This is a genomic window from Chryseobacterium suipulveris (assembly GCF_022811685.1).
Classification (GTDB): Bacteria; Bacteroidota; Bacteroidia; order Flavobacteriales; family Weeksellaceae; genus Kaistella; species Kaistella suipulveris.
This window is the reverse complement of record NZ_CP094532.1, coordinates 2,076,509-2,100,079: the sequence shown is the minus strand read 5'-3', so window position 1 is coordinate 2,100,079 and position 23,571 is coordinate 2,076,509. Positions and strand designations below refer to the sequence as shown.

The window sequence follows — 23,571 nt, the reverse complement described above, 5'->3', positions numbered from 1 at the left end:
GTAGTCTAATTTTTCAAACAGATATGGCAGAATATACTTTTCGCGAAGTGATTGCACAGGCAATGAGCGAGGAAATGCGTAAAGACCAATCAATTTATCTAATGGGTGAGGAAGTGGCAGAATACAACGGTGCCTACAAAGCTTCAAAAGGAATGCTCGACGAGTTCGGCCCGAAAAGGGTGATCGACACGCCGATTGCGGAACTCGGTTTCTCGGGAATCGCGGTGGGTTCGGCAATGAACGGAAACCGCCCGATTGTGGAATTTATGACCTTCAACTTCTCTTTGGTGGGGATCGACCAGATTATCAATAACGCGGCAAAAATCCGACAGATGAGCGGTGGTCAGTGGAATTGCCCTATCGTGTTCCGTGGTCCTACTGCTTCTGCAGGTCAGTTGGGAGCGACGCACTCGCAAGCTTTGGAATCGTGGTATGCGAACTGTCCGGGTCTTAAAGTGGTAGTTCCTTCCAATCCTTACGATGCGAAAGGTTTGCTGAAAACCGCAATCCAGGACAACGATCCCGTAATCTTTATGGAATCCGAGCAGATGTATGGCGACAAAATGGAAATCCCTGAAGAAGAATACTACATCCCGCTCGGTAAAGCCGACATTAAGAAAGAAGGTAAAGACGTGACTCTGGTTTCTTTTGGAAAAATTATGAAGCTCGCGATCCAGGCAGCGGAAGATTTAGAAAAAGAAGGAATCTCAGTGGAGGTGATCGATCTTAGAACAGTGCGTCCGTTGGATTATGACACCATCTTGAATTCAGTAAAGAAAACCAACCGCTTGGTGATTTTGGAGGAAGCGTGGCCGTTTGGATCCGTTTCTTCAGAGATTACCTACATGGTTCAGCAGAAAGCGTTCGATTACCTCGATGCGCCGATCAAGAGAATCACCACTCCTGATGCACCTGCTCCATACTCTTCAGCACTCTTTGCAGAGTGGTTCCCAAAACTTGATAAAGTGAAAGAGGAACTTAAGAAAGCAATGTACATTAAAGCATAAAAACAGAAACCGTCTCCACAAAGAGGCGGTTTTCTCTTTCAGATTAAAGTTTTTTAGCAAATACATTCAAGCGAACTATTTTTGATATAAATTTGCACCTTCATTTAAACTGTTTGTCATGGCAGAAGTTGTAGAAGGCGGTCGTTATTTTGATACCAAAAAACTTTCAGCAATAGGAGTTCTCGTCTCGCTTGGAATTGTTTTTGGCGATATCGGTACCTCACCGCTGTATGTAATGAAGGCGATCGTGAATGCTTACAAAGGCGGTGGCGCTGCATTGCATTTCGAAGAGTACATCGAGGGTGCACTTTCCTGCATCATCTGGACATTGACAATGCAGACCACCATTAAATATGTACTGATCGCATTGCGAGCCGACAACAAAGGGGAGGGCGGAATACTTTCTCTGTACTCACTCGTCAAACGGCTTCGAAAAAAATGGCTGTATCTGATTGCGATTATCGGCGCTTCAACATTGGTTGCAGATAGTGTGATCACGCCGTCGCTTACCGTAATGTCGGCGGTGGAAGGTCTCAAAATCTTCAGTCCGCATACTCCTGTTGTAGCGATTACACTGATTATTCTGTTTATCGTTTTTATCGTTCAGCAGTTTGGTACAGCGTTCATCGGGAAGTTTTTCGGTCCCGTGATGGTCATCTGGTTTCTGACACTGGGTGTTTCCGGATCGCTCCACATCTTCGACCATATTGAGATCCTCAAAGCTTTCAATCCATATTACGCATACAATTTGATCACACACTCACCAAGTGCGATCATCATCATGGGTGCGGTTTTCCTGTGTACAACAGGTGCGGAAGCGCTGTATTCCGACCTCGGTCACTGCGGGAAACAAAATATCCGGGTGAGCTGGACTTTCGTTAAAATCATGCTGATCCTCAATTATTTGGGACAGGGAGCGTGGCTGCTTGATAACCACGAGCAGGTTGCGCAGGGAATTAATCCAATCTTTGGGATTCTGCCGGAATGGGCAATTCTTCCGGGGGTAATTTTGGCGACAGCGGCGGCAATTATCGCGAGTCAGTCAGTGATTACGGGTTCTTTCACCATGTTTTCGGAGGCGATGTCGGTCACATTCTGGCCAAACCAGCAGATTGATTATCCTTCAGGAATCAAAGGTCAGATGTATATCCCAAGAGTCAACTGGGGGTTGATGTTCATGTGTTTCGTGGTCGTGCTGTTCTTCAAAAAATCGGAGGCAATGGAAGCAGCTTATGGTTTGACGATAACCGTGACGATGCTGATGACCACGGTCTTGCTCTTCTTCTGGTTGGGAAGAATCAAGAAGTTCAAATATTTTGCGATTGCGTTTATCGTGGTTTATCTGTGTATCGAATTGGGATTCTTCTATGCAAACGTCATCAAGTTTTTCGATGGAGGTTGGCTTACCATGGTTTTGGGCGGATTCATCGCGGTCTGTATGTATGCTTGGTATAACGGTCGCCAAATCAAGGGCAAGTTCATCAAATTTGTAAAGCTGGATAAATACGTTTCTACCATTAAAGATCTAAAGCTCGACGAGAGTATCCCGAAATACGCAACCAATCTCGCTTTCCTGAGCCGTGCAAAACGGGAGGATGAGATCGAGGCGAAAATCATTTACTCCATCATGCGGAAACAGCCGAAAAGGGCAGATCACTATTTCATCCTGAACATCATTAATCAGGAAGATCCGTTCACCTTTAAATATACCGTTGACGAAATTATGCCGGGAACGATTTACAGTGTGAATTTCCTTCTCGGGTTTAAGATTGACCGCAGAATCAACGACTATTTCGACCAGGTTTTGGAAGACTTGATGGAGGAAGGTGTGATTCCGAGCAGAAGTCCACATCCTTCGCTGAGAGCGCACAATATTCCGCCTGATCTGAAATATGTGATTATCGACAATACCTATATCAACGATACTTTGCTTACAGTGAAGGAGAAAATTACGCTGAACATTTACCACTTCGTAAAATATATCGGCAGCGACGACTTCAAAGCGTGGGGAGTTTCACCGCACAATGTCGTGGTTGAATCTGCTCCGTTGCTCGACCAAATGGGACTTTCCAAAAAAATCCAGCAGCAGCATTTCAAGTATTATGATTCGTAAATCAATCTAATTTTGCGGTAAAGTTCTCAGAATCAGTTCCCGAAAATTTTCAATAAATTTGCATTAGATTATAACTAATGGATCCGAAACAGAAAGAGCTCAACCTCACCACGATAAAAGAAGTTTTAAGGCAATACCTTCAGGACAAAGGTTTCAGGAATACTCCCGAAAGATACACGATCCTGGAAGAAATCTACAATATGGAGCATCATTTCAATGTAGATGACCTGTACCTGCTGATGATGCAGAAGAAATACCACGTTTCGAAGGCGACGATTTATAACACGATCGAAATCTTCCTGGATGCAGGACTGATCAGGAAGCACCAGTTCGGCGAGAAGACGTTAACTTCTTCGTCCTACGAAAAATCCTACTTCGACAAGCAGCACGACCACCTCGTGATCTATAAAAAAGATTCCGACAAAGAAATCCAGGAAATCATCGAATTCTGCGATCCCCGAATCCAGGGAATCAAGGAGGCGATTGAGGAAGCTTTTGGCGTAAATATTGATTCCCACTCACTTTACTTCTACGGAACCAAAAAAGATTAATGCAAAGTTTTTTCATTTTATCTAAAAATCGTTTTGGCTTTTCTTTGCGTACTTTGCTAAGTGTTAACGCCTTTGCGTACTTAATAGTTTATAGTTTAGCAGTCTAATGTTAAAAAAAATCTTTGCGAACTTTGCGTTAAAAATAAAAAGAAAATTGCGTTTCACTAAAGCGTTAAGTTTCGTACTTGTTTTACTACTACGGAACCAAAAAAGATTAATGCAAAGGTTTTTCATCTTATCTAAAAATCGTTTTGGCTTTTCTTTGCGTACTTTGCTAAGTGTTAACGCCTTTGCGTACTTAATAGTTTATAGTTTAGCAGTCTAATGTTAAAAAAAATCTTTGCGAACTTTGCGTTAAAAATAAAGAGAAAATTGAGTTTCACTAAAGCGTTAAGTTTTATATTCATTTTTATTGGAATTAGTAACTTTTCACAGATTACCACGCAGCCGAAAGATGTTTTGGTAAAGGATCCCTATTTCAACACACCGCAAAATGCGCAACAGGGTGAAAAAGTACGGCTTATCCACTCCGATTTTTTTCAGAAAACTCCCGACAAATACAACGGGAATCCGTTTTTCTCGGGAAATGTGCAGTTTGAGCATCAAGGTTCGTTGCTTTCTGCCGATGAGGTCATTTTTTATGAATCCCAGAATTTCGTGAAAGCTATTGGAAACGTGAAGCTCCAAAATGCCGACGGTTCCGTGATCACTTCTGGCGAAATGGAATACGACGGAAATACACAGAAAGGAATCGCCCGAAAAAATGTGGTGCTTACCGATCCCCATCAAACCATCAAAACGGAAACAATGTATTACGACAGGGTTTCCAACAAGGCGTACTTCAATACAGGCGGAACAATTTCTGACGCCAACAATACGATGTACACCAAATCGGCAACCTATGATTTGAATACCCGAATGATCGACTTCACCGGAAATGTGAAAATCAATAATCCTGATTACACGGTGGAAGGAACCAATATCAAACAAAACCAAATCACCAATACTGCAGATTTTTTTGGACCGACGACCATTACCAATAAAAAGAATCCAGCCAATTTAGTCTATACCGAACGTGGTTCCTACAATATGAATTCCAAGGAAGTGTATCTGAAGAAAAACTCCAGAATCCACTACAACGGCAAGGTTCTTACCGGCGACGACATGTATTTCAACCAGATCACAGGATTTGGGAAAGCCAAAGGAAACGTGACTTTGCGTGATCCAAAAGAACAGCGTTACATGAAAGGTGGTTACGGCGAAATCTATGAAAAGAAAGATTCTGCGATGATGACCGAAAAACCTTATGCAGTAAAGATTCTCGAAAAAGATTCGATGTATTTTTCAGCGCAGCGACTTTTGGCCTATCAAAAAATTGACGAGAAAAATCCCCAGAAGAAAAAGAGTTTCCTACGCGCGTACAGAAAAGCCAGAATGTTCAAATCCAATATCCAGGTTCGTGCGGACTCTTTGAGTTTCAATGAAACCGACGGAATTATGCACCTCTTCGGGAAACCAATCGCGTGGAGTGGTGAGAAACAGGTGACAGGAGATAAGATTGAGGCCTACTTCGACACCGAAAAGGAATTCATCGATTCGCTGAAAGTGGTGGGAAATGCTTTTGCCATCAGTAAAGCAGATTCACTGAACTTGAAGGACGAATTCAATCAGGTCAAAGGTCGGTTAATGACCGTTTATTACGACCAGAACGAGATTAAACTTGCCAAAGTCATCGGAAACGCACAGGCAATCACTTATGCGGATGACCAGAACGAAAAGACCAAGGAAACCGAAAGAATCGGAGTTGCACTCTCCACCTGCGGAACAATCGAAGCCGAGTTTGAAGACCGAAAGGTTCAGATTATTTCGTGCAACATCGGTGCAAGAACCGACATCTATCCGATGAGTATGATTTCCCGTGAAAAAAGATTCTTCCCCGATTTCAATTGGAACACCAAAGACCGCCTACGAAAATGGCAGGACATCTTCCTCGACACACCAGATTACGAAGAAGTGAAATACGAATCCGACGATAAATTATACGATGCCGCCCAAAAAGCCATCGACGATGCCAAAGCTAAAGAGGAAGCCAAGAAGCCGAAACGGGTGCGGAAGTAATTTTTCTAATGTAACAATTTAGCAATTTACCAATGTAGCAATCGGCATTCAGCAAGTGATTGCAACTTTAGTGAATTATGAAATATCGAACGCTACTCCTAAAACTTGAAACTTGAAACCTGAAACTCGAAACTCGCAACCATTGCAACAATTTATAACTATGAAAGATCATTTTTTCAAATACCAAGCTCAAACCACCCAATTCGCCGCAGGTTTCGAAGTGGCAAAAGCGGAGGGAAGCTATATCTACGGAACCGATGGGAAAGCGTATCTCGATTTCGTGGCGGGAGTTTCGGCAAATACTTTGGGGCATTCGCATCCGAAGATTGTTGACGCCATCAAAACTCAGGCAGAGAAATATTTGCACGTTATGGTTTACGGAGAATATGCCCAGGAAATGCCCGTGAAACTCTGCAAACTTTTGGCAGATGCGACTCCGCAACCTTTGGAGGTGACTTATTTAGTCAATTCTGGCGCGGAAGCGATCGACGGTTCGTTGAAGCTGGCAAAAAGATTTACGGGAAGGGAGGAAATCATTTCCTTTCAGAATTCCTATCACGGAAATACACACGGAGCTTTGTCGGTTTCGGGGAATGAGTATCATAAACGTGAGTTTCGTCCGCTGTTGCCGATGGTTAATTTCATTGAGTTTAATGAAGAAAAAGACTTAGAAAAAATTACAGAAAAAACAGCTTGCGTTATTTTGGAAACGATTCAGGGAGCGGCAGGATTTCTGGTCCCTGAAAGCGATTACCTTAAAAAACTGAAAAAGAGATGTGAGGAAGTTGGTGCATTATTGATTCTTGACGAAATTCAACCAGGATTCGGCAGAACGGGAAAACTTTTCGCATTCGAGCATTATGGGATAGTTCCCGATATTTTGGTGATGGGTAAAGGAATGGGAGGCGGAGTTCCTGTCGGTGCCTTTATGAGTTCCCGTGAAATAATGGAGACGCTTTCTCACTCGCCGAAGTTGGGACATATCACGACTTTCGGTGGGAATCCTCTGATTGCCGCTGCAAGTTACACCACGCTCAAAGAAGTTTTGGAAAGTGGTTTGATGGAAGAAGTTGACCAAAAAGAAAAACTCTTCCGCGAACTTTTGGTTCACCCAAAAATTAAAAATATCAACGGTAGAGGTTTGATGCTCGCTGTAAATCTCGGTTCACCCGAATACACCCTGGATGTTGCGAAACGCTGCATGGAAAAGGGATTGATCGTTTTCTGGCAACTCTACAGAAATGAATATCTAAGGATTTCGCCACCGCTGACAATTTCGGAAGAGGAGATCAGAAAGGGTTGTGAAATTATTCTGGAGTGTTTGGAGGAGCGGTAATTTTCTTTTTGTTCTAAGTCATCTGAGGAGCGATTTTTCGGTGGAAAGGAATCCTGCCCTTTGTTTTTAGCCCCGATCGGAACGGCATCCTTTTTTGGCATTCCCCAGATTTTTACTTCAAACAGTAACCGACTGCCAAAAAAGATACAGTGGAGAGCGGGACTGCAAGTGTGAGAAGATCCCACTGTTCTGCTCCTAATTGTTTTGATTCTTTTGGCGGAAATAGTTTGTGTAAATCAGAAATAAATTTATATATTGCGGCACATTAAAAAGTGAGCAATATGACGAAAACGAAAGTACATTACGAATTCCCAATGCACTGCCAATCAGAGATTTTGTACGAATACATGGCGAGTGCGGAAGGACTTTCTGAATGGTTTGCGGACGAGGTTGTGGAGAAAGGCGACGATTTCTTTTTTAGCTGGAACAGCGGACCTGCCGAAAAGGCGACCCTGATCAGATATAAACCCGAGAGTTTTGTGCGTTTCCGATGGGAGGAAGACGAGGGAACGAAGAATTTTTTTGAGATGACGATCGTGATCGACGAGATTACCGAAGATCTGTCGCTGAACGTGACCGATTTCTGCGATCCGGGCGACGAAACTGAAAACCAGCTTTACTGGGAGAACCTGATTGAGAATCTGCAGATTAAGCTCGGTGCGGCATAACCATTTCTAAAAACGAATAAACATGATGGACGAGTTTTCGTTCATTATTTTTTTATAAAAACCTTGCATTTATTTTGAATCCATTTTTTACTTCTGGTGAATTTCAGGCGATAAACAGGGCGTTTCTTTCGGGTGACGCGGTGGAAGTTTCGTTCTTTGTGCGCAACTCGAAACTGATCATGGCGGAAGAATGCTATTTTTTCCTAATGGCATCGATGCGGAAGATGCGAATGAACATTCCGCTGAGTTATACGCTGGAATTTTTCGAGCGGCTTTTTCAGGAAAACATCATTGATAAAGGGATTTTCAATGGAATTATCCGTTTTGTCGCGTATCGGAATTTTACAGAGGAATTGCTTTCCAAAGCTGAAGTTTCGTATTATTTTGATGTCAAAAAAATTGGCGATGTGATTTCACTACAGAAAGATTTTGAAATGGATATGATCAAGGAAATCAATGTGAACACCAATTTGCTGAGCAATATCCGCGTTCACTGTCCCGAAAATATTTATGCGGAAATCTATGCGAAAGAAAATGATCTGGATGATGTAATCCTACTGAATCCCAACAAAAGAATCGCGAGAAGTATTTTTGGAAACCTTCTTTTTCTCGAAGGAAATCTGATTAAAATCCCAAAACAAACGGAAGGTGCCTATATTTCTCCATTGATGGAAAACTTTGTGACTTTCGTACATCAGCGAAACCTTGCGCAGATTGTGGAAAGCGAGATGATCGGTTTCGAATCGCAGAAAGCGGAGGAAATCCTGATGGTTTCTGACACGAAGGGAATTTCACCAGTTACCAAAATCAGAAACAAAACTTTTGGAAAGGAAAGGTTTTCGGAGATGATTAATGAGTGGAAAGCAAGTTTTCAATAACGAAAGTCGTAAGTTTACTTTATCCTGTCTTTCGGTTTTTATCTTGTGTCTTTTGCCTTTTATCTTGTTTCTTTTCCCTTGTCTCTTGTACAATTGACAAACCCGATAAACAACCATTTATAAGTCATTGACCGGGTTTTAGTTTTTTTGTCCAATAATAACGGAGGGATTAGTCTTAAATTGTAGGTTTGGTTGTTAAAGTTTTGTTAAAGTTTTTGCGCTTTGCATAACTTTTTAATTCATCGTCACATCCTGCGGAGCGTTTGCCCATAAAAGAAACTCGCCGCCGAGGTTTTGCATAATGTTTTTCCACAATCCGTGATCGTTCGGCGTGGTGTGATCTAAATTGTAAACATCGACCACGGTCCACATTTTTCGGTGGATTTCGCCTTCGAGCTGTTGTGCAGCCCAACCTGAATAACCAGAAAAAACTTTGATGCCGTTCACCGAAATTCTTTGTTCGATAATAGCAGAAACCACATTTTCAATATCTTCCGTTAAATAGAAATCATCAGTGATTTCAGAATAGTTATCGGTGACTTTATCGGATTTGCAGATAAAGAAGATCTTGTCGTTTTCAACGGGGCCGCCTTCGTAAACATCTACTTTAAACCCGAAAATCTCCAAAAGCCGTGAACTCATCCTGTCGTTCTTTTTGTTGAGGATCAGTCCAAACGCTCCATTTTCATTATGGTCGATTACCAATACGACGGAGCGCGAAAATATGTCGCCTGAAATATCGGGGGTGGAAATTAATATTTTACCTTTGTAAGAATAATTCATTTCAATAAACAGGGTTGTTTGAAGAACCTTTGTACCAAATGTAATAAAAATATCAATGGAAAACCTGCACGACAACAGAAAAGTTTACGAAAAGTCCCAACTTCTTGAAAATCAAATCAAAGAAAACCCGATGGAGCAGTTTCGTGACTGGTTTCTCGACGCGAAGGAACACCCGATGATTTCCGAAGCCAATGCGATGGCGGTTTCTACTTTGGAAGAAGATGGTTGTCCGCGAACACGGATGGTTTTGCTGAAAGCTTACGACTGGAACGGTTTCATCTTCTACACCAACTACGAAAGTCGAAAAGGAAAAGCCATCGAAAATACGCATAAAGCTTGCCTGCATTTCTTCTGGCCCGCTTTGGAAAGACAGATCATCATCAAAGCCGAACTGGAGAGAGTTCCCGTAAACATCAGCGACGGTTATTTTCAGTCGAGACCGGTTGGAAGCCAACTCGGCGCGGTTGTTTCTCCGCAAAGTCAGGTGATCCCAAACAGAGAATTTCTTGAAGAAAAACTCAAAGATTTAGAAAAACAGTTCGAAGGCAAAGAGATTCCGCGACCCGAAAACTGGGGTGGTTTTCTCGCCACACCTTATGAAATCGAATTTTGGCAGGGAAGACCAAACCGCCTCCACGACAGAATTATTTACGAACTTCAATCAGATTTCGATTGGAAAATTTCTCGACTTGCACCGTGAGGAGTAGTGAGTTGGAGAGTGAGTGGTTCAGTTGTTCAGTGGTTCAGTTGGGAGTTGGAAATTCCCCTCCTTTGGAGGGGTGGTCTCGTCGAAGACGAGATCGGGGTGGTTTTTTAGGAGAGTGGTTTAGTTAGAGAGTAGTTGAGTAGAAGAGTGGGTGAGTTTGATAGGTGATGAGTGATAAGCGATAAGTGATAGTTGGTTGGCGAAAAAAATTTCCTCCCTTTAGGGATGGGGTAAAGGAAATTTTTGAGTGAATCTGCTTTGCAGTGAATTTACTTCATAGTGAATTTTCTTGCGATGATTGAGCAGAGTCGAATTCACAGTGCGAAACCTGAAACCTGAAACTTGAAAAGCGAAGCATTCACGAACTCAAAATAAAAAAAATAGAAAAAATTGTGAGTAAACCTGAAACCTGAAACCAGCGTTCAAACCTCAAACCAAAAAAAAACCCCATCTTTCGACGGGGCTGAATTGTCATTGAATGGGGATTATTTTTTCTTTCCTCCCATAACTGCTCCAGCTAAATCAGCACCAGCTTTGAACTTGGCAACTTTCTTAGCAGCAATTTTAATCGGTTTTTTAGTTGCAGGGTTAATTCCTTGTCTTGCAGCTCTTTCAGCTACAGAGAAAGTACCGAAACCTACCAAAGAAACTTTTCCGTCTTTTTTCTTCAACGTAGAAGTTACGTTAGAGATGAAAGATTCAAGAGCAGCCTTAGCCGCAACTTTTGTGATGTTCGCATCCTTTGCGATCGCGTCGATTAATTCAGACTTGTTCATAATATTAATTATTAAGGTTAGTTTTAATGCTATAGCAAATATAAAACAATTTTCATATTGTGCAAATCTTTTACGAAAATTTAATTAAAAATTGATAATATTCATAGAATTAACGAAAAGTTCTAAATTGCACTTTTTGCTGATAATCAATGTTCCCCGAAGCTAATTTCGTGCCAATCCCTTTATCCATCGAATGTTTGTGATTGGTTAATAAATGTTTTGATAATTACGAATTATTTAATCTGATGTGAAAAGAATGGTGTTTTTTCGCGTTTCTTTGTGATTAATTGGCATAAGCTGCTGATAGATTATGTGTTTCGTAATTTCAAATTCTATATTTATCTGCAAAAAACATAAAAAAAACTTTGTTTTTGATTTAAATGGTTAAATTTGCGCCATGTTAATTGAAGTGTTCAAGTCGAAGATTCACCGCGTTCGTGTAACCGAATCCGACCTTAATTATATTGGGAGCATCACCATCGACGAAGACCTTTTGGAAGCTTCAGGAATCATGGTTGGGGAAAGGGTTTATATCGTGAACGTCAACAATGGCGAAAGATTCGATACCTATGCAATCAAGGGAAAAAGAAAATCGGGCGAAATCTGCTTGAACGGACCTGCTGCAAGACGCGTGCAGAAAGGCGACATCATCATCATCATCTCGTATGCGCAGATAACGCCTGAAGAAGCGAAAACTTTCCAGCCCAAAATTATTTTCCCCGACGAGAAAACCAATCTCCTGACTTAATCCTCTTATTTTGGAAGAAAGCAAAAAATCAAGTCCACTTAAAACGTTTCTCACCATCGCAGTTTCTCTGGCTATTGCGATTTTTTTTATGTGGTTGGCTGTGCGCGGTTTGGAGTTTAAAAAGATTGCGGGATATTTCGCGAAAGCCAATTATTTCTGGGTGTTCGCTGCTGCGGTTTTCGGGATTTTGGCGTACTGGTTTCGTGCCGTTCGGTGGAATCTGCTTTTGGAACCACTCGGTTATAAAATCTCTAATTCCAACTCGTTTTGGACGATTTCTTTCGGTTATTTAATGAACCTCACCATTCCCAGAAGCGGTGAACTGGCGCGTTCGACCGCACTTTTCGGAGTGGAGAAAGTTCCCGTGGAAAAATCATTCGGCACCATCATTCTCGAAAGAGTGGTGGATTTGGTTTGCATGGGCGGTTTTTTGGGACTGACTTTGATTTTTAAATACGACGCGATTCTCGCTTTCTACAAATATGTAACCCAGGAAAAAGGAAATTCGGCTGAACCCGAAACGGGAAATTTGTTGTACATCATTATCGGAATCGCTTTGGTTGTGGGAATTTTGATGTTTATCTTAAGGAAGAATTTAGAAAAATTTGCTCTCTACAGAAAAGTGGTCGATTTCGGGAAAGGAATTTTCCACGGGTTGACTTCCATCTTTAAATTAAAGCAGAAATTTAAGTTTATATGGCTTTCTGTCGCGATTTGGATCTGCTATTATCTTGCGGCATATCTCGTTTGTTTCTCACTTCCTGAAACTTCCAATTTTACGATTGCTGACGGTTTCTTCATCATCGTTGTCGGAACTTTGGGAATGATGGTTCCCGCTTCCGGCGGAATCGGTGCGTTCCACTTTGCCTTGAAACTGGGAATTATGGCGCTCTTTCTCTCGATGGGGAAAAATCCGGAGGAAGGCGGCGAATTTGGACTTTCTTACGCTTTCATTTCACACACGATGCAGTTGGTCATTATGATCGTGATGGGCGTGATCTCGATTCCTGTTTTGGCGAAGGCAAGAAATGTTAAATAATAACCGACTAAGAGACCATTTAAATTTCATTCAAGAAAATATTATATCGGAAATTTTCTTTACCCCGACCCTAAAGGGCGGAAAATTTCCTTCAAAATAAACCTGAATTTGCTCCTTTTAGGGTCGGGGTAATCAAATTTAGGTTTATTTTGAATATTTAAACATTCTCTAAATTGTTTTAAAAATAATGCTAAATTCAAAAGACCCTCTACACGGCAAAAGATTAGATGCTATTTTGGAAGAATTAGTTGAGTATTACAATGGTTTCGAAGATTTGGGCAAACAAATCAACATCAGATGTTTTACTGACAATCCCAGTATCAGTTCTTCTTTGAAGTTTCTACGAAAAACACCGTGGGCGCGAGCAAAAGTCGAAAGTCTCTACCTTTACGTGTTGCGTCAGAAAAAGAAAAGTTCCAACAATTCATAAGGGTTTTTCTTTACAATTACCCAAAAGCACGTTTCAGCAAACTCTCCACTTTCGGTTCGCTTCCTCTGAAATTCTTATACAGTTCCATCGGATCTTTCGTTCCGCCCGAGGAAAGTAAAATTTTGTATTTCGCCGCGATTTCTGGGTTGAAGATTCCGTTTTCCTTAAAGTACTGAAAAGCATCTGCATCCAAAACTTCTGCCCATTTGTAGGAATAATATCCCGCAGAATAGCCACCCTGAAAAATATGTGAAAAGCTCGTGCTCATCACGGTTTCAGGATTTGAAGGGTAAAGATTTGTTGCTTTGGTTTCATCTACTTCAAAGGTTTTGATATCGCCAACTTTTTCAGGATTTGTGTGGTAAGCAAGATCAAGAATTCCAAAACCGAGTTGTCTTAAAGTTTGGTAACCTTCCATAAAATTTTTGGAATCAGAGATCTTCTGAATTTTTTCATCTGGCAAAACTTCTCCCGTTTGACAATGTTTGGCAAAAGTTTTCAAGAACTCGGGTTCGTAACAGTAATTCTCGAGAAACTGCGAAGGTAGCTCCACAAAATCCCATTTCACCGAAGTTCCCGAAAGATTCGGATAAACGGTATCTGCTAAAATTCCGTGCAAAGCGTGACCGAATTCGTGGAAAAGGGTCGTTACTTCCTGGAAAGTCAGCAAGCTCGGTGTATCGGCGGTTGGCTTCGAAAAGTTGCACACCACCGAAATATGCGGTCGGGAATTTTCGCCATCTTTCTTAAATTGGTTTTTAAAACTCGTCATCCAAGCTCCTGCGCGTTTTCCTTTTCGTGGATGGTAGTCGACGTATAAAATTGCTTTCAGCAAACGGCTTTCGGCTTTCGGCTCTGCTAATTGCTGATTACCGATTGCCGGATTTTCACTTGGCTCTTGGCTCTTTTTACTTGGTTCTTCAAAAATTTCATACGTTTTCACCTCCGCATGATACTTGGGAATATTGCTCACTTCCACAAAATCGAGTCCGAATAGTTTTTTTGCCAAACTGAAAACGGCTTCCTGCACTTTTTCAAGTTCGAAATATGGTTTCAGTTCCTCGTCGTTCAGGTCGAATTTTTGTTTGCGAAGTTTTTCGGCGTAGAAAGCGTGGTCGTAACTTTCCATTTGTTCGATTCCATCGGTTTTTGCGAGTTGCCTTAATTCCGAAATCTCTTTTTCGGCGTAAGGTTTTGCCTTTACCAAAAGTTCGTTCAGAAATTCGTTGACTTTCACCGGGGATTTCGCCATTCTTTCTTCCAGAACAAAATCGGCAAACGAGTGATAGCCGAGAAGTTGGGCTTTTTCCTGCTTAAGTTTAATGATTTCTTTGATGAGGTTCTGGTTGTCAAACTCATTATTTTGGAAACCCTTTTTTCCATTGGCTAAAGCAAGTTCTTTCCTCAACTCACGGTTTTCGGCATAAGTCATCAGCGGAATATAACTTGGATATTGCAAAGTCACCACAAATCCGTCGAGCATTCGTTCTTTCGCTTCTTCGCGGTATTGTTGCAGAATCGGTTCGGGAATTCCTGCCAATTCTTTTTCGTCGGTAATGTGTTTAAAATAATTGTTGGTTTCCGCCAGAACATTTTGCCCAAACTGTAGCGATTTTTTCGACAGTTCAATCGAGATTTCCTTGAACCGCTCTTTGTCAGCTTCGTTCAGAAGTGCGCCGCTTCTTACAAAACCTTTGTAGGTTTCGTTGAGGAGCATTTGCTGTTCTTCGGTTAATTCTTTAGAACCACCCCGATCTCGCCTTTGGCTCGACCACCCCTCCAAAGGAGGGGAATTCCACTCATCATAAACCTTTTTGATTTTTGCGAAAAGTTTTTCGTTTTGTGAAATCTTCGCTGAAAATTCGGTGAGCATCGGTGAAACTTCCTGAGCGATTTTCTGTATTTCGTCGTTGGTTTCCGCGGAATTAAGGTTAAAGAAAATGTTGGAAACCACATCCAATTTTTCGCCCGAAAAAGCGAGTGCTTCGATCACGTTTGAAAAAGTGGGTTCCTCTGGATTATTGACGATCTCGTCGATTTCTTTCTCTGAAATTTTAATCAGTTCCTGAAATGCGGGAAGATAGTGCTCTTCTTTAATCTCGTTAAAAGGTGCGGTATGATAAGGAGTGTTGAATTTTTGTAAAAGGGGATTGTTCATAGTATCTTGATTAAAAATGCTTTGTTCACAAGCACTGTACAAATTTACTCAAAAATTAAATTTACCTTTGCTTTAAAAATTAAACTATTATGAAAAAATTCCTATACTTTCTTTTGGCAATCGTTGCTTAGCGGTGATCGCGATGTTTGCGGTGGGCAAAAAGTATCATTTTGAAACATCGACGGTGATCAATGCTCCTATTGAAAAAATTTATCCGCACATGAGTTCGATGAAGGCGTTCAACCAATGGAATCCGTGGCTAGAAATGGATCCTGGACTTCAACTCGACTACAGCGGAACTTCGGGTGAAGTGGGCGATAAGTACTGTTGGAACGGAAACAAAGAATCTGGACAAGGTTGCCACGAAATTACAGCATTGGTTCCGAATCAGAAACAGTCCACCAAAATGGTATTCGTGAAACCGTTTGAAAGCGACGCCACTTCCGACCTGATCCTGAGTCCCGAAGGAAACCAAACCAAAGTAACCTGGACGATGGATTGCGAGCTGGATTACCCGATGAACCTGATGAAATTGATGATGGACAGCCAAATGGAAAAATCCTACGGAAGCGGACTGAAAAAACTGAAATCCATCGTAGAGCAGGAGAAGTAAAACACTGAAAACTTCAATAAGTAAACGGACAAAAGTCCGTTTTTTTTATAGTCGTTGGTGAAACGTTAAACAATCCTTCAAGGTTTTGGAAACCTTGAAGGAATAGTTACAGGAAGTGAAATTCGTGCATTTGTGGCAAGAAAAACCCTCATCATTAGTATAATCTTTAAGATCATTTCGCAGCCGAACGAAAACCTTTAAAATTTAGTTAAACTAAAGCGCAACAAAGCACAGCTAAAAATAATTACCTTAAATTTGCGTGATTTCAAAAAACGAAGTCGTACAGAAAAAAATATCTTAGATTCAATGAAAAAAATCACAGCCGTCGCGCTTTTATCCATAGCACTGGTTTCGTGCAAAAAAGAAACAAAAACCATCACCAAAGTCGATCCCGAAACAGGCAAAACCGTTACTGTGGAAGTTCCAGCAGATTCTGCGAAATCAGAGACGGCGACAGCTGCAGTTCCTGTTCTTGCGATCTACGATTCGGCGGGGGTTTACCGACAAACCTTTAACCTTGAAAAAGGAAAATCCTATCCTTTGAAAACCATCCAGAAAGATGTGCAAACCTTAACCGCACCGAACGGACAAACCCAAAGTGGAACCAGCGAAACGACCGATGAAATGGGCTTTATGGTGAATGATTTTGCCAATAGAGTTTATGATATTACCATCAACCTTTTGGGAAAAAGAAATGCGCAAACTGCAAAAGGGAAAACCATCGCGGTAGATACCAAAGAAGCGGAACCGAAAGAAGAACAACTGAAAATGATGTGGAAAGTCAACAAAGCTTTGGTCGGAAATTCACTCAAAATGAAGATGGACCAAAACGGTAAAGTAATTTCTATCACTGGATTTGACCCGATTTACACAAAGGTTTCCAGTTCGTTGAACGGCGTGATTAAAGACGCGAAACAGAAAACCGAATTTGTAAACAGCTTCAAGGAAAGTTTCAACGAGAAAATGCTCAAGGAACAGTTTACCAAAAACCTTTTGTTATTCCCAGAAAAAGGGGTGAAGATTGGCGAGAAGTGGAGCGAATCTGAAAACGCAACTCCCGACGGAAAAGTTAAACTGACCACCAACTACGTTCTGAAAAGTGTAGCCAACGGAATCGCTGAAATTTCGGTTTCAGGAGGAATTCCCAAGAAATCTGACAAAGCAACACACGAAGGTGTAACTCGCTCGATGAGTTCTGAACTTTCGCAAAGCGGAACCATTAAACTCGACCAAAATTCGGGTTGGATCAAAAATCAGGTGGTGAACGTGAAAACCACCCAGTCGGAAACACTTTCGGACGGAAAGCAGTCGCAAACGATGAAAACCTCGTCGAACTCGACTGTAATAGTTAATCCCTAAATTTGTAAAGCTCAAGTGAAGTACGTTTTAGAACTCATCCTCGCTACGATTATCATTTTCTTCCTTTGGAATATCCTGAAGCGGATGTTTTTCACTGCGTTCTACAAATTTCCGAAACAGCAGAATGACGGAAATGTGACGGCGCAGAAAACCAAGAAAAATCTGGATTCCAAACTCAACTGGGATGCCGAAACTGTGGATTATGAGGAGGTGAAAGAAGAAGATCTCTCGAAAAAATAACAAACCCTTTCAGTGAAAACCGCTGAAAGGGTTTTCGCAAGAAAAACCTATGGCTAAAAACAGAAACTTATTTTTTATTATCGGCAGCATCGTCCTGTTCATCATCATCGCGGTAGTTTATGCAAACCCTGTGATCACTGGGAAGCAACTTTTTCAGCACGATATTGTGCAGTACAAAGGCGGTGCAAAAGAATTGCTCGATTACAGGGCGCAGAACGGCGAAGAAACGTATTGGAGCGACTCGATGTTTGGCGGAATGCCGACATACCAAATGGGAGCGCAGTTTCGCGGCGATGTAATCAAAAAAGTGGATGACCTGTTGAACTTTCTGCCGAAACCCGCAAACTATTTTTTCCTGCTTTTTTCAGGATTTTTCCTGCTCGGTCTGGTTGCCGTGAGAAACTGGAAATACGCGATTTTGGGAGCGACATTCTTCGGACTTTCCACCTATTTTTACATTGCACTTGCAGCGGGACATAATGGGAAAATCCACACGGTTGCCTATTTTGCGCCACTTTTGGCAGGAATTCTTCTTGTTTATATCCGCAAAAAATATATACTCGGATTCATTGTAACCGCTCTGTTTATGGGACTTCAGGTTGCAGCAAACCATCCGCAGATGACATATTACCTTTTCCTTGCGTTAGGATTTTTGTTCCTTTCCGAACTGTTCCGCGCGTTCAAGGGAAAAATCTCGTGGAAACATTTTGGGATTTCAAACGGAATTTTGGCTTTGGCAATGATTTTAGGAGTCGGAATGAATTCGCAAAGAATTATGGCAAACTCCGAGTATGTGACCGAAACTGTGCGTGGAAAGCAAATCCTCGACCATGAAAAACACACCTCGGGAAAATCGGGGATGGACAAGGAATCGATGCTGATGTGGAGCTACGGAAAACTCGAAACGCTGAACCTTTTCATCCCAAGATTGATGGGAGGAGCAAGCAACGAGGAAGGTTCCGACCGAATGATGAGCCGCGTTCAGGAAATGGTGCAGGAAAACGTTTCCTCGCAATCCGAGATGGACAGGATCTCAAAAGGATTTTCGTCGCTCACTTATTGGGGAGAACAACCCGGAACTTCGGGGCCAGCTTATCAAGGAGCAGTGGTAGTTTTTCTCGCGATTCTTGGTTTTTTCTTTGGCTGGAAAAAATACAGATACTGGATTTTGGCGGCATCGGTTCTCACTATTTCCTTAGCGTGGGGAAGTAACTTTATGGCACTTTCCGATTTCTTCATCGACTTCGTGCCGTTTTACAACAAGTTCCGTGCGCCGAGTTCGATTCTGGTTGTGGTGGAATTGCTTTTCCCACTGATCGCGATTGTCGGACTTTACCGATTTTTTAACTCCAGTTCGGAAACGGAAACGAAGCAGGAAAATGTCCTTACCGACGATTACAAAAAGAAAATCTTAACCTACGTTTCCGCTTCCGTTTTGGGAATTACGCTGATTCTTTTGTTCTTCGGAAAATCGCTTTTAGGATTCTACACGTCCAACGAAAAAACATATCTTCCCCCTTATCTTCTGGATTTCCTGGTGGATGAAAGGTTCAAAATGTTCAGAATTGATGCGATTAAAGCCATTGTTTATGTGGGAATTACAGCGGGAGTTCTATTTTTAAGTTTAAAGGGAAAAATGAATCAGAACATTGCGCTGATCATTATCGGAGTGGTGAGTTTGTTTGATTTGTGGAGCGTGAACAAACGGTATTTGAACGACACCAACTTCATCGACAAGACCTTTACTGAAAATCCTTTCCAGACTGAAAACTCGGATTTGCTGATGCAGAAAGTGGGCGATAATGCCAACTTGCGGTCGCTTTTGGACAATGCCAATGTCAATAAAACTTTGGAAACCATCGCCGAAAAAGACAAGACGCATTACCGAATTTACAACCAGGTTTTGGGAACGTTTGGCGAGACAAATACCTCTTACTTTAAATCTTCGATCGGCGGTTATCACGCGGTGAAACTCAGAAGGTATGATGATTTGATCAACGAATATTTCAGCAAAATGGACACGGTAAAAGTTCCGAAAATTCTGAATATGCTGAACACGAAATACATGATTTTCGGGGATGCACAAAAACCTGAAGCTCTTATTAATGCAGGTGCGAACGGAAATGCGTGGTTCGTTTCTGACGTGAAGTTTGTCGATAATCCGAATGAGGAAATTAAGCAGATTGGTGAAGTCGATACGAAGCAAACCGCGATTGTTTCGAAAGACGACAAAAGTTATTTCGACGGAAAACCTTTGCAGCAGGATTCTGCGGCGATAATTAATCTGACGAAATATCAAGCCAACGAACTGGAATTCAAAACCCAATCGAAAACTCCGCAACTCGCCGTAATATCTGAAATTTATTATCCGAAAGGTTGGAAAATGCTGGTCGATGACAAGGAGGTTCCGTATATCAAAGCCAATTATTTGTTGAGGGCAGTTCACGTTCCCGCCGGAAACCACGTGGTGAAAATGATTTTCGAACCCGCCGTAATTTCAAAGGGGAAAATGATTTCGATGATTGCGTTTGGTTTATTTTTGCTGCTGAGTTTGGGCGGAATCTATTGGCTTTACAAAAATAGAAATCCTCAAAGCACCTAATTATTAACCATTTGCACCGATTGCAACCATTGCACCAATTGCAACTTGGAACTTGAAACCTGAAACTTGGAACAAAAAAGAATTCTTATCATCACTTACTATTGGCCGCCATCGGGTGGTCCAGGTGTTCAGCGGTGGTTAAAGTTCGCAAAGTATCTTCCTGAATTCGGTTGCAAACCGACGGTGTTTATTCCCGAAAATCCAAGTTATCCGATTATTGACGAAACGTTGGAACAGGAGGTTTCCCCTGATTTAGACATCATCAAAACCAAAATCTGGGAACCGTACCAAATCGCTGAATTTTTTGGGAAAGACAACAAGAAATTCAAGGCGGGACAGTTCGATGTCGGGAAAAACCAGTCCTGGAAATCCAGACTTTCGATCTGGGTCCGCGGAAATTTCTTCATTCCCGACGCACGGGTTTTCTGGGTGAAGCCATCAGTAACTATCCTGAAAAAATATTTAAAAGAAAACCATTTCGACGCATTGGTCACAACGGGACCGCCTCATTCTCTGCATTTAATTGGATTGGAGTTGAAGAAGGAATTCCCTCAATTGAAATGGATTGCCGATTTCCGTGATCCGTGGACGGAGATTTCCTACTACAAACATTTGAAGCTGACCAAATCTTCCGACCAAAAACACCGAAGTTTAGAAAAAAAAGTCTTCGAAAACGCAGACATCACTTTAGCCACAAGTTTTACCGACGCCGAAAATTTCAGAAAAAAGGGAGCGAATGCGTTTTGCATTACCAATGGTTTTGATGGTGATCTTTTTTCCGAAAACCCTCAAACTTTCAAACCCTCAAACCGTCAAACAAAATTTACTTTGAGTTATATCGGCGTTTTGGAGCAGCTCAGAAATCCCGATATTTTGTGGAAAGTTCTGACCGAAATCATTAATGAGAATGAAGATTTCAAGAACCAGTTTCAGCTGAAATTTGTTGGAAGAATTGACGACAAAATTTTAGAGGAACTCAATAGAACTTCACTGAAAAACTCTGTTAATAATTTGGGATACTTTTCTCATTCCGAAGCTAATCACGAAATGCGGAATTCTGATTTACTGCTCATTACCAATTTTCCTGATGAACAATCAAAAGGCATTATTCCAGGAAAAATTTTTGAATACCTGCAAACGGGAAAGCATATAGTTTCCTTCGGTCCCGAAGAAAGCGATGTGAAGAAAATCCTCGATGAAACTAATGCAGGGAAACATTTTTCGTATTCAGATTCTCATGACTTGAAGCAATTTATCCTTGCGAAATTCAACGACTGGAAGAATGGAAAAACAGCATCTTCCACCCAAAATATCGATCAGTTTTCCCGATGGAATCTGACGAAAAAACTGGTGGAATTGATTTAGTTTTCAAATTCTTGTTTTTTTAGATTCGACAAAGTATGATGAAATACCACAAACTCAACCACCACCTGAAATCTTTCGTTGAAATTCGGGAGACAGAACGGCTTTGGCATTTTCCGTTTTTGGCGGGACTGTGCGTCGGTTTGTGTCTTTTCGTTGGTTGGTTTTTCGACAAACCCGCTTTTGGAAATATTACAAGTATCGGTGCACTGACTATTTTATATTTCACACATTCTTCACTTGAAAAAAGAATGATTCACCTCGTCGCGTGTGCTTTTGGGATGACTTTTTCTTTTATGTTCGGATTGGTTTTTTCGTTCAATCCTTGGTTCAGCGCTATTTCATTAGCTTTTATTACTTTTTTGGCGCATCTGATCACCGCCTTCTGCTTTTGCTAGCTTGTCCGTCTTTTCGATAAGCAGCTTCAACCATTCGTGCATCACTTGTCGTGTTGTTTCTTTTATTGGGCACCTTTTCAGAAAGTGATCATTGGTTTCACTGAGGTCTCTTGCTAAAATTCTGTAATCGCTTTTGCCGTCGTAACTGTTGAGCAAATATTCGGTTTTTTGAATGTATGCTTTCATTTCCGCATTCATCCTCCATTTTTTACCGTTGTCTAACTGCAGTGTCGAAATATTTTCAGATGCTTTCACTTCGTTATTTTTTTTGCAGGCAGAAACTGTTACTAATGAAAAAATCAGCAAAGTGATAATCTTTTTCATATGGGCAATTAATGATTTTAAGTAAAACCTTCAGAAAAAAAAATTCTCTGAAGGTTTTGAAGTCATCAAACATCTTGGGTTTGCAAAAAATCTAATTAAAATACTGATGGTAAGTTTCCATCGAGTGTTCCAACACGTCGGTTAGTTTGTCGGCTTCTTCTTTGGTGGCTGCTTTGGATAGAAGGTCGATGTTTTTCATGTGTTCGGTGAGCCAAACGTGCAATACATCGTGGGATTTTCCGGTCATGGTACAGCTTTTAATCAGTTTTTCATTTGCTGCTTTCAGGTTGGTTGCCAATACTTTATAGCCGTCTTTGTCGTCATCATAAGCTTCAAGCAATCTTTCCTGCTCCTGAATAAAAGGCAACATTTCGGCGTTGGTTTTCCATTTATTACCGTTATCAAGTTCTAATGCAACGCTGGTGTCTGCATTTTCTGCATTTTCTGCATGATCTGCATGATCATCTGTGGCAACCTGCTCTGTTTGTGCAGTGTGCTCTGAGTGATCTACCTCTTCTGTTTGTTTCTTTTCACATGAAGTCAGCACTGCAATACCGATGATTGCAGGGATAATGAACTTTTTCATTTCTTATTAAATTTATGGGTTAGTATTAAAAATGTTAAAGTTAAAATAATTCTGAATGCCATCGCTCCGATGGTTTTTGTTTCGTAAAGTCCACCGGAATTGATATGCACGAACAACGCAATATAGCCAATTATTAGGACAATTACCGCAATTATAAGTGAAGTTTTTGCCCATCTCCCGTTGGTAAACAAAGCGTAAGCAGCAGAAATATAGATGATTGAAGCAATGAAATTTGCCCAAACTACCGCCAGAACATAATTGCCCTCTTTCTCACGAATCCCAAACATGTCGAAGATTATGGAACTACTTAAGAATAGTGTGAGTAATCCAAAGAATAATATGGCAAAAGCTAAAATTTTATTTTTCATCATTTTTTATTTTAAAGAAAGAAATTCCCAGCCAAACTACAGATGCCGTCATTGAGATGGCTCCAATCAGAACAAAAATTGGCGGTAAACCGAGATAGATTTCGGCTAAAATTCCGAGTGGCATCAAAAGTCCAATCAAAGCAAGCCACGAAATGGTAGTTACATTCGCCAACTGATTGCGGAAATGAATCAGAAGATAACCAATAACGATGTTCAAAAAGGCGAAAAGGTTGCCGTGAACGTGTGCAAGACGCGCCTCGAAGTGTTTTCCTACACTGTAGGAATTAATCCATTCTTCTTTACCCGGAGCAAAGTCGCGAAGGTAAATCAGCAGAAATCCGTATGTCATGAATACTGCCATGGCAAGGAATCCGATTGCGATGTTGTTTTTTCCTTTCATATTTTTGA

At 41.3% G+C, this 23,571-nt stretch carries 24 protein-coding genes; 17 read left to right on the top strand and 7 right to left on the bottom strand.

The features are described 5' to 3' along the window. Window positions 1–23 precede the first annotated feature (23 nt). The 7 genes from MTP09_RS09860 (at window position 24) to MTP09_RS09830 (ending at window position 8,671) form a co-directional block, all read left to right on the top strand. A complete protein-coding gene (locus MTP09_RS09860; RefSeq protein WP_243548244.1) occupies window positions 24–1,007 on the top strand; it encodes a pyruvate dehydrogenase complex E1 component subunit beta in 984 nt (327 codons plus the stop codon). Window positions 1,008–1,125: 118 nt separating this feature from the next. Further along, window positions 1,126–3,120, top strand: coding sequence for a KUP/HAK/KT family potassium transporter (locus MTP09_RS09855; protein ID WP_243548243.1), 1,995 nt, complete (start codon window positions 1,126–1,128; stop codon window positions 3,118–3,120). Window positions 3,121–3,197: 77 nt separating this feature from the next. Continuing rightward, window positions 3,198–3,671, top strand: coding sequence for a Fur family transcriptional regulator (locus MTP09_RS09850; protein WP_243548242.1), 474 nt, complete (start codon window positions 3,198–3,200; stop codon window positions 3,669–3,671). Window positions 3,672–4,043: 372 nt separating this feature from the next. Next, window positions 4,044–5,789, top strand: coding sequence for an OstA-like protein (locus MTP09_RS09845; RefSeq protein ID WP_243548241.1), 1,746 nt, complete (start codon window positions 4,044–4,046; stop codon window positions 5,787–5,789). 160 nt (window positions 5,790–5,949) lie between these two features. Further along, entirely contained in the window at window positions 5,950–7,125 is a 1,176-nt protein-coding gene (locus MTP09_RS09840; RefSeq protein WP_243548240.1) for an aspartate aminotransferase family protein, read from the top strand. A gap of 281 nt (window positions 7,126–7,406) precedes the next feature. After that, on the top strand, window positions 7,407–7,793 hold the full coding sequence (locus MTP09_RS09835; RefSeq protein ID WP_243548239.1) for an START-like domain-containing protein: 387 nt from the start codon (window positions 7,407–7,409) through the stop codon (window positions 7,791–7,793). 71 nt (window positions 7,794–7,864) lie between these two features. Then, window positions 7,865–8,671: an aminotransferase class IV gene (locus tag MTP09_RS09830; RefSeq protein ID WP_396022254.1), complete on the top strand. Its 807-nt coding sequence runs from the start codon at window positions 7,865–7,867 to the stop codon at window positions 8,669–8,671. A 234-nt stretch (window positions 8,672–8,905) separates the two neighbouring features. Here the strand turns inward: MTP09_RS09830 and MTP09_RS09825 are convergent, their stop codons facing one another. Beyond that, window positions 8,906–9,454 (bottom strand): YqgE/AlgH family protein, encoded by a 549-nt coding sequence (locus MTP09_RS09825; RefSeq protein WP_243548237.1) that lies wholly within the window; start codon window positions 9,452–9,454, stop codon window positions 8,906–8,908. A gap of 55 nt (window positions 9,455–9,509) precedes the next feature. Here MTP09_RS09825 and pdxH point away from each other — a divergent pair, with 55 nt between their 5' ends. Continuing rightward, the gene (gene pdxH, locus MTP09_RS09820; RefSeq protein WP_243548236.1) at window positions 9,510–10,154 is read left to right on the top strand and encodes a pyridoxamine 5'-phosphate oxidase; all 645 of its coding nucleotides are present in this window, start codon (window positions 9,510–9,512) and stop codon (window positions 10,152–10,154) included. A gap of 491 nt (window positions 10,155–10,645) precedes the next feature. Here the strand turns inward: pdxH and MTP09_RS09815 are convergent, their stop codons facing one another. Beyond that, window positions 10,646–10,936 (bottom strand): HU family DNA-binding protein, encoded by a 291-nt coding sequence (locus tag MTP09_RS09815; protein ID WP_243548235.1) that lies wholly within the window; start codon window positions 10,934–10,936, stop codon window positions 10,646–10,648. A 397-nt stretch (window positions 10,937–11,333) separates the two neighbouring features. Between MTP09_RS09815 and panD the strand changes: the two genes are divergently transcribed. From panD to MTP09_RS09800, 3 genes are all read left to right on the top strand, one after another. Next, window positions 11,334–11,684 (top strand): aspartate 1-decarboxylase, encoded by a 351-nt coding sequence (panD, locus tag MTP09_RS09810; protein WP_243548234.1) that lies wholly within the window; start codon window positions 11,334–11,336, stop codon window positions 11,682–11,684. A gap of 10 nt (window positions 11,685–11,694) precedes the next feature. Continuing rightward, window positions 11,695–12,723 carry a lysylphosphatidylglycerol synthase transmembrane domain-containing protein gene (locus tag MTP09_RS09805; protein WP_243548233.1) on the top strand — a complete coding sequence of 343 codons (1,029 nt, stop codon included), beginning with the start codon at window positions 11,695–11,697 and terminating at the stop codon, window positions 12,721–12,723. 187 nt (window positions 12,724–12,910) lie between these two features. Further along, window positions 12,911–13,153, top strand: a complete 243-nt coding sequence (locus MTP09_RS09800) for a VF530 family protein (RefSeq protein WP_243548232.1) — start codon at window positions 12,911–12,913, stop codon at window positions 13,151–13,153. Window positions 13,154–13,169: 16 nt separating this feature from the next. Here the strand turns inward: MTP09_RS09800 and MTP09_RS09795 are convergent, their stop codons facing one another. Continuing rightward, entirely contained in the window at window positions 13,170–15,311 is a 2,142-nt protein-coding gene (locus tag MTP09_RS09795) for a M3 family metallopeptidase (protein WP_243548231.1), read from the bottom strand. A 142-nt stretch (window positions 15,312–15,453) separates the two neighbouring features. Here MTP09_RS09795 and MTP09_RS09790 point away from each other — a divergent pair, with 142 nt between their 5' ends. The 6 genes from MTP09_RS09790 to MTP09_RS09765 all read left to right on the top strand — a co-directional run bounded on the left by MTP09_RS09790 (window position 15,454) and on the right by MTP09_RS09765 (window position 21,885). Then, window positions 15,454–15,924 (top strand): SRPBCC family protein, encoded by a 471-nt coding sequence (locus MTP09_RS09790; RefSeq protein WP_243551638.1) that lies wholly within the window; start codon window positions 15,454–15,456, stop codon window positions 15,922–15,924. Between the two features lie 306 nt (window positions 15,925–16,230). Beyond that, a complete protein-coding gene (locus tag MTP09_RS09785; RefSeq protein WP_243548230.1) occupies window positions 16,231–17,283 on the top strand; it encodes a DUF6263 family protein in 1,053 nt (350 codons plus the stop codon). Window positions 17,284–17,298: 15 nt separating this feature from the next. After that, on the top strand, window positions 17,299–17,523 hold the full coding sequence (locus tag MTP09_RS09780) for a hypothetical protein (RefSeq protein WP_243548229.1): 225 nt from the start codon (window positions 17,299–17,301) through the stop codon (window positions 17,521–17,523). 49 nt (window positions 17,524–17,572) lie between these two features. Beyond that, window positions 17,573–20,125, top strand: coding sequence for a YfhO family protein (locus MTP09_RS09775; protein ID WP_243548228.1), 2,553 nt, complete (start codon window positions 17,573–17,575; stop codon window positions 20,123–20,125). A 66-nt stretch (window positions 20,126–20,191) separates the two neighbouring features. Then, on the top strand, window positions 20,192–21,490 hold the full coding sequence (locus MTP09_RS09770; protein WP_243548227.1) for a glycosyltransferase family protein: 1,299 nt from the start codon (window positions 20,192–20,194) through the stop codon (window positions 21,488–21,490). 35 nt (window positions 21,491–21,525) lie between these two features. Further along, the gene (locus tag MTP09_RS09765; protein WP_243548226.1) at window positions 21,526–21,885 is read left to right on the top strand and encodes a hypothetical protein; all 360 of its coding nucleotides are present in this window, start codon (window positions 21,526–21,528) and stop codon (window positions 21,883–21,885) included. On the opposite strand, the gene MTP09_RS09760 is transcribed toward MTP09_RS09765, so the two are convergent. From MTP09_RS09760 to MTP09_RS09745, 4 genes are all read right to left on the bottom strand, one after another. Then, window positions 21,832–22,209: a hypothetical protein gene (locus tag MTP09_RS09760; protein ID WP_243548225.1), complete on the bottom strand. Its 378-nt coding sequence runs from the start codon at window positions 22,207–22,209 to the stop codon at window positions 21,832–21,834. The two genes, MTP09_RS09765 and MTP09_RS09760, sit on opposite strands and share 54 nt — an antisense overlap. Before the next feature lie 91 nt (window positions 22,210–22,300). Further along, complete coding sequence (locus tag MTP09_RS09755) at window positions 22,301–22,795, bottom strand: HMG-box domain-containing protein (RefSeq protein ID WP_243548224.1); 495 nt, start codon at window positions 22,793–22,795, stop codon at window positions 22,301–22,303. Next, window positions 22,792–23,166, bottom strand: a complete 375-nt coding sequence (locus tag MTP09_RS09750) for a hypothetical protein (RefSeq protein WP_243548223.1) — start codon at window positions 23,164–23,166, stop codon at window positions 22,792–22,794. Before MTP09_RS09750 ends, MTP09_RS09755 begins: the two co-directional genes overlap by 4 nt. After that, window positions 23,153–23,563, bottom strand: coding sequence for a hypothetical protein (locus tag MTP09_RS09745; RefSeq protein WP_243548222.1), 411 nt, complete (start codon window positions 23,561–23,563; stop codon window positions 23,153–23,155). Before MTP09_RS09745 ends, MTP09_RS09750 begins: the two co-directional genes overlap by 14 nt. Between the last annotated feature and the right edge of the window lie 8 nt (window positions 23,564–23,571).